Source organism: Anaerosacchariphilus polymeriproducens (genome assembly GCF_003363435.1).
In the GTDB taxonomy this organism is placed as follows: domain Bacteria; phylum Bacillota; class Clostridia; order Lachnospirales; family Lachnospiraceae; genus Anaerosacchariphilus; species Anaerosacchariphilus polymeriproducens.
Window position 1 is genome coordinate 110,486 of record NZ_QRCT01000010.1, and the last position, 15,397, is coordinate 125,882.

A 15,397-nucleotide genomic window follows, 5' to 3' on the forward strand; every position below is an offset into this window, starting at 1 on the left:
GTCTATAGCTCCCTTCTTACGGCTTCTATCTGTTCAACCTGAGTTTTAATTGTTCCATCCGATACATGTATTTGTAAAGAATCGCCAATCTGAACCTGCCCAATTCGTGAAATTGCATGGTGCTCATGATTCTCAACAAATGAATATCCTTGTTGTAATTTATCAAGAGGTGATAACCCCTTAAACTTTTCTATATAAATTTGAAGCCGGTGCTTTTTGTTTTGTAAAATTTTCTGAAAACAAATATTTATTTTCTCTTCCTGATTCATTAAATATTGTCGTTTGTCTCGAATTTTGCTTTGAGGACTCAAATGCTTAAATTGCATTTCATATTTTTCTATTCTTTTTCTTTCCATTTTAATCTTATCTTGTAATGCGCGTTTGAATTCAAAAGACTTTTCTATTAAAAACTGTTGTAATAATTGTAAATCATATACCGCCAATTCTGCAGCTGCAGATGGGGTAGGTGCTCTTAAATCGGCAACATAATCCGCAATTGTAACATCTGTCTCATGACCTACTGCTGATATAACAGGTGTCGTACACTCAAAAATAGCTCTGGCCACACACTCTTCGTTAAATGCCCACAAATCCTCAATAGAACCGCCGCCTCTACCGACAATAATGCAGTCAAGCCCCATTTGATCTAACTTCTGAATCCCTTTTACTATACTTTCTTTCGCTCCTTCACCTTGTACGAATGCCGGATATAAAATAATCTGAATATAAGGATTTCTGCGATAAGCTACATTACTAATATCATGAATCACAGCACCGGTAGGTGCTGTTACAACGCCAAGCTTTTTGATGAATCTTGGAATAGGTCTTTTATATTCTACAGAAAACATCCCCATTTCTTCTAATTCCTGCTTCAGTTGTTCAAACCTCTGATATAACGCTCCAATACCATCTAATACTATTTCCTGTGCATACAACTGATACTTCCCATCTCTTTCATATACACTGACACTTCCCAGAACTATTATTTTCTGTCCTTCAGTTAAGCGAAAAGCAAGCCCTTTTCTTTGACCTGCAAACATTACAACTGCCATTGAACCGGTCTCGTCTTTCAAAGTAAAATAAATATGACCTGTAGAATGATATTTACAATTGGACACTTCTCCCTTAATATAAATACGTTTTAGAAAAAAATCCTGTTCAAACATAGTTTTGATATATTTATTTACCTGCCCTACAGAATATACATTTTGCATAAATATTCTCCTATGCTAACTTTGCCAAAATTCCATTTATAAATGAAGGAGAATCTTCCCCTCCATACTTTTTAGCAATCTCAACAGCCTCATTAATTGCAACTCCGACCGGTATTTCTTCTTCATATCTCAACTCATATACAGCCAAACGTATAATGGTCAGATCAACTTTTGACATCCTTGATGTCTGCCAGCCTTTTGCAATCTGGTTAATACCATCATCTATTTCTTCTAATTTTTTAACAATCTCACTGTATTTCTGCTCCATATAGTTTTGATCGCCCTCTTCTATCTGTCCTATTGCTTCAAAAAATAATTGAAGTTGTTCCGGCATTTCATCTTCTTTATGAAACTCAATTCGAAATAACATTTGAAAGATCTGTTCTCTAATTTCTCTTCTAGTCATAATTCCACCCTTTCGCGCTGAGCGCACAAGCCATCTATTCCCTATCTTTCCCATTTTCCTTTTTCTCAAACGATTAAAATACTCTATTCTAATTTTATTCCTACAATTTAAAAAAAGGATGTCTAAGCATAGACATCCATATTATACTATATTTTTATGTTTGAAAAAAGCTTTATTTTCTATTTTTTCTCCATTGCTACTCCAGCTATGCGTATATTAACATCTGCAACTTCAAGTCCGGTCATATTTTCGATTTCAGATTTGACTCTTTCTTGTACTTTTTCTGATGTGGCTGGTATACTGTATCCATAGTCTAAATTCAAAGCAAGTTCAACATTAATCGTACTATCCACTACGTCCACTTTCACACCTTTTGATAAATTCTTCATCCCAAGTTTTCCAACTAATTCATTGGTTATATTTCCTGCCATGGAACTTACGCCTTCTACCTCTGTCGCTGCTAAGCCGGCTATAATTGCTACTACTTCATCTGCTATTTGAACTTCACCCAAGTTGTTTTCCTGGATCATATAAGTATTCCTATCTTCTTTTGCCATATAAATGACCTCCCACGATTCAATCTCTATACATTCTAACTCTGTTCTTATTATACCAAACTTAGAGTTATTTGCAAGACTCAGTATGAATATAGAAGATAGTAACTTTACTTTTCTATTTGTATTTTCTTAAATTAAATTTTACATCTCGTACAATAATTGCTGTAGTTATCATTATGAGTCCTAGTACAAAAATATAGTATTTTTCCTGAAAACTACCATACTGCATAGTAAACAGATAGAAGTTACCAAGATATTTTTTTCCTGAACCATAACAAATAATATAATAAGTAATTGGTATCATGTAAGCAAAGGCTACTTGATTTGAAATAGCAAACACGAGCATTCCCATTCCTCCAAGAAATATAGAATTTGCTATAAGTGAATATGACATCTTCTCAATTAAAAATCTACAATCACCACTTTTTAAATAAAATAAAAATAGCATTCCAACTAAAAATAATAATATTAATGCTTCCATTACTCTAATGCAGTGATGAGTAATCATTGACTCTTTTTTGGAAGCAATCAAATCTCTAATATTATTATTCATATCAGGTATAAAAACAGGAAGGAAAAGAATGATACCAAAAAGGGAAAGATAAGACTCTACGATTTTCGCTACTTGATCTGGCTGCAAATTTTGTACCCCCATAATAAATGGTGCTATAAAACACATAAATAGTATAACTAATATATGAGGTAAAAAAGTTATTTTAAGATTGATTATTGAAATTTTGAGATATCTTTCCATAAAACTTATGACCCCCTTCTCTTTTTATAGAATAAATAAGAATACTTATCAATATCATAAAAACTCCAAGTATAGAATATAAAATTCTATTTTTTACAAGCTGCGGAAATATTTCTTGAAACATTCCATGCATGCCTATTATATTAAATCGAGGAACTAGATTCCATCCTACAGAAATCAATGGGGAATCGAATCCTAAAAATACTGAAACAAACCAAATTCCACTATTTATTAATAATGCTAATATACTATTTGTTAATTCTGTAATAAAATAGGATAACATGGATACAAACATAAGAATCGGTAAAAGCCATCCGATACAAAATTTTAAATAGACAAAATAATCAGGGGCCGCCCCCATCGTTTTTGCAATATATAAAGATTCAACCAAGGAAAAACAAGAAAGAATTAAAACAGGTATAAATAACATAACTATTATAGCCAAACATCTTGAAAGTACAATAATAATAGAGCTGCATTTTTTTGAATATATAACAGCAGAAGCATTGCTTCTCTTATCTTGCAGTACTCTTGCCACTCCAAAAAAAGCAGGTAGAATTGCCAAAACTATTCCCATATAATCGCTAAATACTCTCGCATATGCTCTCGTCACTTTATCTTTTTTCAAAAATTCATCATATTCCTTCAGCGCCTGTTCATATGTCTTTGCTATTTTTGCATTTCCTTTCAGAGCCTTTGCGCTATATTTACTTCCTTTCCCTATTACCTTTTCTAAATCAGACATAATTGACAAGAATTCATTGTAACCAATATCTTTTGTAATATAAAATGACCATTTTATATTTTTACTTTCATAATAATGATCTAATTTTTCTTTCCAATCTTTTTCAGTAATACCTGTTAATTTGCTAATATTTTTTTCTACCTGTTTTATTTCATTTGCAGAAAGTATTACTGGTTTATAAAACCCCATCGGATAAGTCACAAATTTATTATTATAATATTCATTAAGAAGTACTTTAAGTGTCCCATTCATTATATCTGAATTGTTTTCTGAGTATGTAATTCCATATTCCTTTTCTCCAGGTCTAGGTCTCTTTATTGCTGATTCTGATCTCATTTGTGTAACATAAAAAAAGAATAGAATTATAATATATGCATAAAACAATATACTTTTACACCATATCTTACATTCTTTTAAAAATAAACTCATAAACATTTAAACCTTCTCCTTCCCATTCATCAGATAGAGATAAGCATCTTCCACATTTGGTTCAACAGACCTTGCATAAGGAAAAGAATTATCTTCAGAAACAAAACGTACTTCAACTTTACTTCCCTTAGTCAACATTCCTGTTACTATGTATTTACTTTTCATTTCTTCTAATTCTAACTTAGAAATCTCTGCAATATAAATTTTTCCTTTCGCTATATTAAGTAGTTCACTTACCTTTCCAGAAAAACATAATTCTCCCTCATGTAAAATTGCAATATTTTCACAAGTGGCCTCAATATCACCCACAATATGCGTTGATAGAATTACAATTCTTTGATCTGCTATCTCACATAGAAGATTACGAAAACGCACACGTTCTTCTGGATCTAACCCCGCAGTAGGTTCATCTACAATTAATACTTGTGGATTATTTAGCAATGCCTGAGCAATGCCCAGCCTTCTTCTCATCCCACCAGACATGGCTTTTACCTTTGTTTTATAATTATTCTGTAAATTTACTTTGTCAAGCATTTGAGGTATTCTAAGAGCTCTTTCTTTCTTTTTTAATCCTGCAAGTGTACCTAAATAATCCATAACTTCATAAACACTCATAGTTCCATACATTGTAAAATCCTGCGGCAAATATCCTATCTTATCACGGATTTTTGCACGTTCTTCAACATCCAAGCCACAAATCATTACTTTACCAGTATCTGCATTATGAAGTGTAGCTAATATTTTCATTAAGGTTGTTTTGCCCGCACCATTCCTTCCCAACAAACCAAACATACCATTAGGAATCGTTAAACTAATATCTTTTAATGCCTGATTTTTTCCATAAAACTTATTTACATTTTTTAAAACAATCTCTGTATTCATTATTTCCCTCCAATTTTAAAATGTATAAGCTTGTTCATGATTCAACTTATACATTTATAATAAATAAGAATTCTCTATGCTTTCTCTATCATTTATTTTTGATGTAATTATTCAATATAAAAATAAGCACAGACAATAGCTCCGCCATGGATTGAATTCATTAGTTCCAAATCTCCACCATGTTTTTTTGTTAATATCTTACTTATTGTTAGACCTAATCCAAAATGATTCCTATCCGTTGAAAAATATGGATGTGTTGCCTTTTCTAAAGCTTCTGGATCAAAACCTTTTCCATCATCTTTTACAAATATAAATAAATTTTCATTTTCTAATACCAATTCAACACATATGATATTCTTAGCAAAACGTATTGCATTTACGATTAAGTTATCAAGAACTTCTTGAATCAAATTACAATCACAGTATATTTCTTTTGGATTATCATTCGATCCTCTATTTCTCATAGAAACCTGGATATCACGATCCATACCCTTAACATTATTCCTCACTATTTTAACTAAATCTTTTAAATTCACTCTCTTCTTTCCAGGTTTAAAAACTTCAAATGAATGGATTTCTTTCATTGTTGAAGAAAAAGTCTCTAATCTGTCAACCTGATTATCGATTATTTTCATTATTTCAAAAAGTCTTGCTTCTGATATCTTTCCAGTCTGATAATATTTCAATAACAATTGGGTATAACTTTTCATAATTGTTAATGGCGTTCTAATATCATGTGCAAATGCAGCATTTAATTGTCGCTGATTCTCCATTAAATCCCAAAGATTTTTTCTATTTTTTATTAACTGAAGACGCATTTTATTAAACCCAACGCAAATCATCCCCATTTCATCATCTGTTATATAACTGCAATCAAAACTCAAATCATCTCGACAAATATACTGCATTTCTTTCTTAAGAATTTCGAATGGTTCTTTCAATCTTCTTTTATAATAGAAATGGCTTATTAAAAATATGGTAATTAATAAAATAAATAGCAGGGCTATTATTTCTATTTTCTCTAATAATAAAATCTGATTTTTTATTTTTAAATTATAATTTTCTAAAATGTAATGTCTGTCTATTAAAGCAATATCATTAGAAGAAACTATTATAGTTTTCCAATTTTCAACAAAACATACTACAAATCCCCAAACAATCATACCAGTTAGAATACCTACAAAAATATATAAAAATAGCGATTTTCTGATACCAAGATTTTCTGCTTTATATTTGATTTTTTTCCTTATGATATGTATTATACCCATCGATATCCTACTCCCCAGACAGTTTCTATTACTTCCCCTTTCCACTCTTTTGAAAACTTACTTCGAATTCTACGCACATGTTCCATAATTATCGCACTATCCCCTTCTTTATCAAATCCCCAAATCTTTTCATAAATAGTTTCTTTATCGAATACTTGTCCTTTATGTCTGCTTAACAACTCTACAATTTCAAATTCTGTTTTGGTGAGAAAAATTTCTTTTTCTCCTACAAACAATTTACGTTCACTATAATTTATAATAAAGTCTCCTATTCCCATAATGTTCTTCTTACCTTTTCCTCGTTCTTCCCTACGTAAATGAGCCACGATTCTAGCATGAAGCTCCTCAAGTGCAAAAGGTTTTATAATGTAATCATCTGCCCCAGCCATAAGACCATTGATTCGGTCTTGTTCTTCTATTTTGGCTGTTAAAAATAGTATTGGGACATTAACATGAGTTCGAATTCTTTTACATACATCTAATCCATCCATTCCCGGCATGTTAATATCCAGCAAAATAAGGTCAGGCAAAATTGATAATCTTTCCATTGCTTCTTTACCATTGTTGGCTGTATAAACAATATAACCAACAATGTTCAGATATTCCTTTATCGCATTACAAATTTCTTCTTCATCATCTACTACTAATATCTTATATTGCATGTCTTCACTTCCTCTTCTCCGTATTCCATATTAATTATCTTATAAAATTCTCTATAAAAAATCTACTCTAAAAAAACACCACTCTACTCGAGCGGTGCTTTTAGAATAGCCTTATAGTTACTTTACTTTTAAATAAGGTTTCCCATTCGCAGCAGGAATCCTTGTTTTTCCTACAAATAAAACCAAAGTGATAATCGTCACAATATATGGAATCATAGAAATCAAATCCGGAGATACATAATTTCCATTCGCAGCCAAAGTTTTTATACCACTACATAACCCAAAGAAAAGACATGCCTTTACGGAGCCCTGGGGAGTAAATTTTCCAAAAATGACAGCAGCAATTGCAATAAAACCTTGACCTACTATAACACTAGGTCTGAATTGATTAACGGTAGCCAAAGTTACGTATGCCCCACCAAGTCCCGCTAAAAATCCAGAAGCAATGACACAAATATATCGAACCTTAAAAACATTAATACCTTGTGTTTCACATGCTTTTGGATGCTCACCGACCGCGCGCAATCTCATCCCAAAACTGGTCTTATAAAATAGAAACCAAATAAATACTGCTAAAATAAAGCAAAGATATGTAGCAGTATATGTATTTAAAACATTATTCCAAAATGATCGTACCGGAAAAACTCCATCAAAAAGTTTCGGTAGTTTTTGCACGGTATCAAGTGACGGGGTCTGAGAAGAGTTTTTATAGATAGCTTTACAAAAGAAAATAGCAATGCCCGGTGCTAAAAAGTTAATCGCTGTTCCTGAAATAGTCTGATCTGCTCCAAAGGAAATACAAACGATTGCATGAATTACCCCAAATAACGCACCTGCAAGTCCACCACAAAAGAATCCAAGCCATGGATTTCCGGTAAGTAAAGCTGCCACCACTCCGCTAAAAGCGCCTATGGTCATCATACCTTCTATCCCAATATTTATTACACCGCTGCGCTCTGAGAAGCAAGAACCTAGAGCTGCAAAAAGTAGTGGAGGTGTTGCAGTCAGAGTCGCATTTATAATGATACCAAGGTTCTGTATGATAACGTCCATTATTCAGCCTCCTTCTTTATGACTCTTTTCAGAAAATCACTTTTTAGAGTATACGAAACTCCAATCAATAGAATAATCATACCCATAATAATATCTACAATTTCAGTAGGTACATCAATTAAACTGAGTTTTGAACCACCATATTTCATAGCTCCATAAAATAGTCCTGAAAAAATACAGCCTATTGGATTCGAAGCTCCGATTAAAGCTACCGTAATCCCTTGAAATCCAAACCCTTCTTGTCCGGCAAATTTACTGAGTCTACCTGTCATTCCAAGTAATTGAACTGCACCTCCAAGTCCTGCAAGACCTCCGGAAATACCAATTGCAGTTAAAGTGATCCGATTCGTATGAATTCCACAATATTTGGCTGCATTAATATTATACCCTACTGCACATATGGTATAACCTAAGGTGGTTTTTTTTAAGATGAACCATATAATTACAGCTAAAATAATAGCTAAAATAAAACCATAATTTGCACTGGAACAGCCTAATATGTCACGCACATTTTCTGGAAAAAAAATCCTTGCAGAATCCAAAACATTTTTTGTTGCTTCTCTATTATTTACTTTGTGCATTACTTTTAGATTCACCATAAAATTAGAAAGATAAAATGCGATCCAATTAAACATGATAAAGGAAAGTACCTCATTAATCCCTCTTTTTATTTTAAGATATGCTACTATAAGAGCCCATGCTGCCCCGGCTGAAATAGCTGCTAAAATACACAATGGTACATGTAACACAGCAGGTACATCTACTAAAACACCAACCGCACAGGCTGCCATAGAACCTACAACGAACTGCCCTTCTGCACCAATGTTGAAAACTCCCATTTTAAAAGAAAACGCTACTGCTAAACCGGTCAAAATAAGCGGAGTTGCATAATTCATTGACCAAACAATAAACTTTGGTCTACTAAATACACTCTCTAATAATTTGCCATATGCAGTTATAGGACTTACTCCGACAGCCAATAACATGATAGCTCCAGCTAAAAAACCTAAGATAATTGCAATCAACAGATAAAAAGCATGATTGCTTAATATGCTTCTTTTCTTATTCATTCAATTTACCTCCTGCCATCAATAAACCAAGTGTATTCTCATCTGCATCATCTCCTGAAACACTGCCTGTTATCTGACCATCAAAGATAACTTCGATGCGATCTGACAAACTCATTATCTCGTCTAATTCAAAGGAAACTAAAAGTACCGCCTTCTTTTTATTTCTCTGCTCTACAATATATTTGTGGACAAACGCAATTGCTCCAACATCAAGTCCCCTCGTGGGGTTCACTGCTATAAGCAGATCTTTATCGTTCGTTACTTCTCTTGCTATAATCACTTTCTGTTGATTTCCACCGGATAATTGACCCACTGGTTTATTCACTGAATCTTTAGGTCTGATATCAAATTTTTCGATAAGTTCTTCTGCATATTTTTCTATTTCATTTCTTTGCAAAATTCCTTTTTGGGAAAATGGCTTTTGATTATAATTTTGTAAGATCAAATTATCTGCAACTGAATATTCTAAGATAAGACCATGTTTTTGCCGATCTGCTGGTATACTGGAAACGCCTTTATCAAAAACCTGTTTTGGCTCAGCATTAAAAATACTTTCACCATTCATAATGACATCTCCGGATTCTCCTCTTAATAGTCCGGTCAAAATCTCAATTAATTCTGTCTGTCCATTTCCATCTACACCGATCAAACCGACAATCTCCCCCTGCCTGACCATGAGATTAAGACCTTTTAATATTTCAACCCCTCTATAATCCTTTGCATGAAGATTTTTTATATCAATTACTGTTTTACCGGGAAGCATAGGTTTTTTATCTACTTCGTAGACCAATTCACGTCCCACCATCATAGATGCCAAATGATTTTCTTCAACCTCATCCACCTTAACAGTTTTTATGTATTTACCCTGCCGGATAATCGTACAATAATCTGCTGATGCCTTAATCTCTTTGAGTTTATGTGTAATTAGTATTATGGATTTTCCATCCGCAGCCAAATGATTCATGATCTCAATCAATTCATTTATTTCAGCTATCGTTAAAGATGCGGTCGGTTCATCCAAAATTAGTATATCTGCTCCTCGATATAGTACCTTTAGAATTTCTACTCTTTGCTGCATTCCAACAGAAATATCTTCAATCTTAGCATCTGGGTCTACCTTAAGACCATATTTTTGTGATATTTCTAGCACTTTCTTTTTGGCTGACTTTATATCTAAAACAATTCCATTCAATGTCTCCATTCCCAAAATTATATTCTCGGTTACAGTAAATGGCTGTACCAGCATAAAATGCTGATGCACCATTCCAATCCCAAGTTCGATTGCATGTTTTGGACTCTCTATAGGAACAGCTTTCCCTTTTACAATTATTTCACCGGAATTCGGTTTTGCTAAACCATATAAAATATTCATTAATGTACTTTTTCCAGCTCCGTTTTCTCCCAGAATTGCATGTATTTCACCTTTATGAACAGTCAGGTCAATATGGTCGTTTACCAGCAAGTTGTCAAATTTCTTTACTATACCCTTCATCGAAATAACAACTTTATTTTTATCTACTTGATATGCTTTCTCCACTTTTGTGCCTCCTCAAATGATACTCCCATAGTCCATTTAATCTAATTCATAAATATCTCCATATTTTTTCTCAAACTCTTTCTTAGTTTTAGGCACCGTAATTTCTCCAGATTTGATTTTTTGTTTCGTTTCCTCTATAGCCTTAACTACATCATCCGTAAGATTTGTTTTTGTAGGCGCTATATCAACACCTTGATTTTTTAAATCATATGTAATGACTCCACTTTTAATAGTTCCTTCCTGACAGCATTTTGCAATATCGTAGCAGGCATTATCGACTCTCTTCATAGCAGAAGTCAAAATATTTTTAGGCGCAAGAGAACTTTGGTCAGAATCAACACCAATTGCCCAGATATTACTTTCTTTACAACCTTCAATTACTCCAAGTCCAGTGGCACCGGCTGCTTGAAAAATAATATCAGCTCCATTCGTCACCATATTAACAGCTGCACTCTTACCAGCTGCTGTATCTGTAAATGAATTTGCATTTATCTGTAGAATTTTAGCATTTGAATTGGCATCTAATACACCTGAAAAATACCCATAACCAAATTGATTCATAATTTCATTGGTCCTGCCAATAACAAAACCCACTGTATTTGTTTTTGTCATTTTTCCTGCAGCGATACCTGCTAAATAAGCAGATTGAGACTGTTCAAACATAATAGAAGTAACATTGGGCATATCAGCCATAGACATATCATCTATAATTGCGAACTTCTTCTTTGGATTATCTTCTGCTGCTTCTCTCGTAGCATCTTCAAGCCACTTGCCTATACAAATAATTAAGTCATAATCATCTTCAAGAAAGGTCTGTATATTGGGCTTATAATCAGCATCTGTCTTGGACTCTAAATAGTTGACTTGAATCCCCAGTTCCTTTCCTGCTCTTTGTAAGCCTTCCAAAGATGATTGATTGAACGAACCATCATTTACACCCCCAACATCTGTAACCAATCCGACTTTGACTGATTTTCCTGTTGTATTCGTTGATGTGGTTTCTTTTTCTTTATCAGAACCGCACGCTGTCATAATAAGAACCATAGTAAGTACCAAAATATACGATAATAATCTTTTTTTCATATCACTTTCTCCTTTTCTGCTATTTAAGTTAATTTTAAGTGATTTTCACATACAATTCTAAATTGAACTGTATGAAAAAGTTTCCAATCTTCACCTCCCGTATTATATTTAATGTAGAAAAAAATCAAAATTAATTTTTATCCGATGTCTATTTATGCCAATATTAGTTATTTTTAGTATATTTAACGCTTTCTCTTATGTCAACTGAATTTAAGTTCGTAAATTCTACGTATTATCTGTTTTTTTGACAAACTTTTAACTTTTTTGTAAAAAAAGTACATTTCAGAAGCGCTAACTTCCAAAATGTACTAAATTTTTTTATAATCCATCTTCTAATAATAAAGCTTCAAGTTCTGGAGAACCATCTGCAAGACCTATTGCATAAATAGTATAATATTTACCTGCCGATAAATTAACATCAGGCACTGTAAGTACAGTTGTTGTTGTTCCTGCCACTTTAACATCTAAAGTATAGTTCATCGGCATAACCTCGGTATAAGGAGTAATTTGACCAAAGGATACCATATTAAAAAGAAGCGTTCCATCAGGTAATGTAATATAGACTGCCGGAGCATCAGGCGATAGATGCATGAATCGTACCATTGCTCTATTGGGAAGTAGAGGTGCATCAGCATCTGAAATTGCAATAAAATTTATATTGTTAAGCATACCCATAGCAGCTACAGTTAAGCAGCAATTCCCATGAACCATTAACAAGTTTGATAAAATAGGAGCATCTTCAGACCCTGCTGCATAAAGAGTAATCATATAAATGCCTTGTGGTATTGGTAAATAATCTGTATATTCTCCATAAGTAAGATTTTCAGCAATTAGTTCATCATTCGCATAGATATCTACATTGGGTGCATCCGGCACTGTGTGCATGACACGAACATACCCTATTGAACCCATCGGTAAATTGTTTCTATTATTTTTATTGTACATATGATACCTCAAAATAATTATATTATGATATAATATATGCTTTAAGATACCTTTGGTTATACATTCTATTCATGTAAGTTTGGTGAAATCGGATCTATAATAGAAAAATTTTTAAATTCAACATCGAATCCTTCTCTTTGTGGCGAACAACACATTATTCCTACTTGACATTCTTCCGGAATATCCAAATATCCTAACCTTATTAATCTCCATTTTCCTTTATCAGCCAAGTACTGTATTCGAATAGCCTTACCATGTCTTGTTAATCTAATTGTTAATTCTCCCGTATAATTCGGAAAATTAAGAACCGACCAATCTGAATACTCTTTTGTCACTACTGCACTTAGATGAATTTCTGAATCTGTGAACTCAATACCTGTCTTAACCCAATTTTTTTCATCAATTCTAACCATTAATCCGGCTTGATCATAAAGTTCTTCATAATTTCCAATCAATGTTACCTGAACCGTAAAATCACCTTTTACATTCTTATATAAAAAGTGTCCGTTATCTCTTTCGAATCCATAAAATGTTTTTACCCAGAAATCTGTTTTATTTCCCGTTTTCACCGTTAAACAGTTTTCATTAAGTTCCCATTGTGGCGGTTCATTGAACCACGTCATTTCATTCAAAATAGTTTTACTCATACAATACTTTCCTCCTTAATAAATTCTACAAAATCATTCAAACTCATACTCCCCATTTGGTTATAATCTCTACTTCTAACAGATATACTTCCCTTTTCTATTTCCTTTTGCCCTATTATTAACATATACGGAACTTTATCTAACCTGGCTTCTCTTATTTTATAACCTAACTTTTCTTCTCGATCATCGATTTCTACGCGAAAACCCAACTCAGTTAATTGATTAAATATCCTTTTTACCTTATTCAAATATTTATTTGAAACAGTCAGTATTTTAATCTGTATTGGCGAAAGCCATAAAGGAAATTTGCCGTCATAATGCTCAATCAAAATTCCTATAAATCGTTCCAATGAACCATATACAACACGATGAATCATAATAGGACGATGTTTTTTTCCATCTGCTCCAATATATTCTGCTTGGAAACGTAAAGGTAATTGAAAATCTAACTGTATTGTACCACATTGCCAGGTTCTTCCAATAGAATCTTTTATATGAAAATCAATCTTAGGTCCGTAAAACGCACCAGCCCCCTCATTTACTTGATAAGAATAATTCATATCATCTAATGCACTTTTTAATGCATTTGTTGCCATTTCCCAATCTTTTGCACTACCAATACTAGTTTCCGGTCTTGTAGATAATTCCATACGATACTCAAATCCAAATTTTTTATGTACCTCATCAATTAATCGAATAACGCCTTTAATCTCATGAGAAATCTGTTCCGGCATCATAAAAATATGAGCATCGTCTTGTGTAAAGCATCGTGCTCTCATTAAACCATGCAAAGTACCTGATTTTTCGTGTCTATGTGCTAATCCAAGTTCACCAATTCTTAATGGTAGCTCTCGATAAGAATGCGGACTCATTTTATAGACCAACATTCCCCCAGGGCAATTCATTGGTTTAATTGCATATTCCTGTTCATCTATATTTGTTGTATACATATTTGTCCGATAATGTTCCCAGTGACCAGAATTCTCCCATAATTCCCTATTTAGAATTAGTGGTGTAGAAATCTCAACATATCCTTCTCTTATATGAAGTCTTCTCCAATAATCCTTTAATAGATTTAAAATTACCATTCCGTTTGGTAAGAAAAATGGAAACCCTGGTCCCTCTTCTGTAAATGAAAATAGTTGTAATTCTTTCCCTATTCTTCTATGATCTCGATGTTTTATCTCTTCCTGCATTTTTAAATAGGAATCTAATTGTCCTTTACTAGGAAATGATGTTCCGTAGATTCTTGTAAGCATTTTATTATTTTCATTCCCTCTCCAATACGCACCCGCTATGGTTGTTAATTTAAATGCTTTTATGATACAAGCATTGCTTACATGAGTTCTTTTACAAACTTCAAAATAATCTCCAAGTTTAAGCAAATGAATAGATTCTTCATTCGTAAGTTCTTGAATTATTTGTAACTTATACCACTCTTTACTGCTTTTCATAACTTCTAAAGCATCTGCTTTTTTCATATCATAATCTTCTATTGGAATGGATAATTTAATAATATTTTCTATTTCTTTCTCAACTAATTTTAAATGTTCCACTGTAAAATCGAAATCAAAGTCAAAATCATAGTAAAAACCATTTTCTATGATTGATCCAATCGCACATTTTGTTTTTGGATATAATCTTTTTACTGCATATGCCAGAATAATTGCCGATGTATTTTGAAATGCTTCCCTCCCTTCTTCTTGTTCAAAACTCAACTCAATAATCGATCCGTCACTTCTAATTACTTTCATTCCTTATGTCTCCTTTCATAATTTCAAATAGAATAACATAAGAAAAACACCCCAAAATTGTACACAAATGATACAATTTTAAGGGTGCATTGTTTCTATGCACGGTTCCACCTTAACTTTTCACTTCAGATTCTAACAAATCCTATCCTTTAACGCAGGCGTACGGTAATACTTACTTAATGAATTGGGTATTACAGCTCGGGAATGGTTTTCGTTGAACTTCTGGTATGAAAAATTTCCACCTGCTATTTCTCTCTCTGGATACCTCCATTAAACTACTCTTTCCGTCAATGCTTTTCCTATGCTATTTTTTACTATTATAAGCCTAGTACTATTTTTGTCAAGCTTTTTATATCTAATCACCAAAGTCATGTACCCCATTTTTGATAAT

At 32.9% G+C, this 15,397-nt stretch carries 15 protein-coding genes and 1 other annotated feature; all 15 genes read right to left on the minus strand.

The window, feature by feature from the left end:
- Window positions 1-2 precede the first annotated feature (2 nt).
- On the minus strand, window positions 3-1,214 hold the full coding sequence (gene xseA / locus DWV06_RS02515; protein WP_115480615.1) for an exodeoxyribonuclease VII large subunit: 1,212 nt from the start codon (window positions 1,212-1,214) through the stop codon (window positions 3-5).
- Between the two features lie 10 nt (window positions 1,215-1,224).
- Complete coding sequence (nusB, locus tag DWV06_RS02520; protein ID WP_115480632.1) at window positions 1,225-1,620, minus strand: transcription antitermination factor NusB; 396 nt, start codon at window positions 1,618-1,620, stop codon at window positions 1,225-1,227.
- 179 nt (window positions 1,621-1,799) lie between these two features.
- Complete coding sequence (locus DWV06_RS02525; protein ID WP_115480616.1) at window positions 1,800-2,177, minus strand: Asp23/Gls24 family envelope stress response protein; 378 nt, start codon at window positions 2,175-2,177, stop codon at window positions 1,800-1,802.
- A 115-nt stretch (window positions 2,178-2,292) separates the two neighbouring features.
- Window positions 2,293-2,931: a hypothetical protein gene (locus DWV06_RS02530; protein ID WP_115480617.1), complete on the minus strand. Its 639-nt coding sequence runs from the start codon at window positions 2,929-2,931 to the stop codon at window positions 2,293-2,295.
- Complete coding sequence (locus DWV06_RS02535; RefSeq protein ID WP_115480618.1) at window positions 2,894-4,111, minus strand: ABC-2 family transporter permease; 1,218 nt, start codon at window positions 4,109-4,111, stop codon at window positions 2,894-2,896. The genes DWV06_RS02530 and DWV06_RS02535 overlap by 38 nt, the downstream gene beginning before the upstream one ends.
- A complete protein-coding gene (locus tag DWV06_RS02540; protein WP_115480619.1) occupies window positions 4,112-4,987 on the minus strand; it encodes an ABC transporter ATP-binding protein in 876 nt (291 codons plus the stop codon). It abuts the gene before it with no gap.
- Between the two features lie 107 nt (window positions 4,988-5,094).
- Window positions 5,095-6,255: a HAMP domain-containing sensor histidine kinase gene (locus DWV06_RS02545; RefSeq protein WP_115480620.1), complete on the minus strand. Its 1,161-nt coding sequence runs from the start codon at window positions 6,253-6,255 to the stop codon at window positions 5,095-5,097.
- The gene (locus DWV06_RS02550) at window positions 6,246-6,917 is read right to left on the minus strand and encodes a response regulator transcription factor (RefSeq protein WP_115480621.1); all 672 of its coding nucleotides are present in this window, start codon (window positions 6,915-6,917) and stop codon (window positions 6,246-6,248) included. The genes DWV06_RS02545 and DWV06_RS02550 overlap by 10 nt, the downstream gene beginning before the upstream one ends.
- A 117-nt stretch (window positions 6,918-7,034) precedes the next feature.
- Window positions 7,035-7,970 (minus strand): ABC transporter permease, encoded by a 936-nt coding sequence (locus tag DWV06_RS02555; RefSeq protein WP_115480622.1) that lies wholly within the window; start codon window positions 7,968-7,970, stop codon window positions 7,035-7,037.
- Window positions 7,970-9,040: an ABC transporter permease gene (locus tag DWV06_RS02560; protein ID WP_115480623.1), complete on the minus strand. Its 1,071-nt coding sequence runs from the start codon at window positions 9,038-9,040 to the stop codon at window positions 7,970-7,972. The genes DWV06_RS02555 and DWV06_RS02560 overlap by 1 nt, the downstream gene beginning before the upstream one ends.
- Window positions 9,033-10,532 (minus strand): ABC transporter ATP-binding protein, encoded by a 1,500-nt coding sequence (locus DWV06_RS02565; protein ID WP_115480633.1) that lies wholly within the window; start codon window positions 10,530-10,532, stop codon window positions 9,033-9,035. The genes DWV06_RS02560 and DWV06_RS02565 overlap by 8 nt, the downstream gene beginning before the upstream one ends.
- 81 nt (window positions 10,533-10,613) lie before the next feature.
- The gene (locus DWV06_RS02570; RefSeq protein ID WP_115480624.1) at window positions 10,614-11,660 is read right to left on the minus strand and encodes a BMP family lipoprotein; all 1,047 of its coding nucleotides are present in this window, start codon (window positions 11,658-11,660) and stop codon (window positions 10,614-10,616) included.
- A 318-nt stretch (window positions 11,661-11,978) separates the two neighbouring features.
- A complete protein-coding gene (locus DWV06_RS02575) occupies window positions 11,979-12,605 on the minus strand; it encodes a DUF4397 domain-containing protein (protein WP_115480625.1) in 627 nt (208 codons plus the stop codon).
- A gap of 65 nt (window positions 12,606-12,670) precedes the next feature.
- Window positions 12,671-13,252 carry a DUF1349 domain-containing protein gene (locus tag DWV06_RS02580; protein ID WP_115480626.1) on the minus strand — a complete coding sequence of 194 codons (582 nt, stop codon included), beginning with the start codon at window positions 13,250-13,252 and terminating at the stop codon, window positions 12,671-12,673.
- Window positions 13,249-15,006: a threonine--tRNA ligase gene (gene thrS, locus DWV06_RS02585; protein ID WP_115480627.1), complete on the minus strand. Its 1,758-nt coding sequence runs from the start codon at window positions 15,004-15,006 to the stop codon at window positions 13,249-13,251. Before thrS ends, DWV06_RS02580 begins: the two co-directional genes overlap by 4 nt.
- A gap of 77 nt (window positions 15,007-15,083) precedes the next feature.
- Window positions 15,084-15,306: a binding site (T-box leader), on the minus strand.
- Window positions 15,307-15,397: the final 91 nt, after the last annotated feature.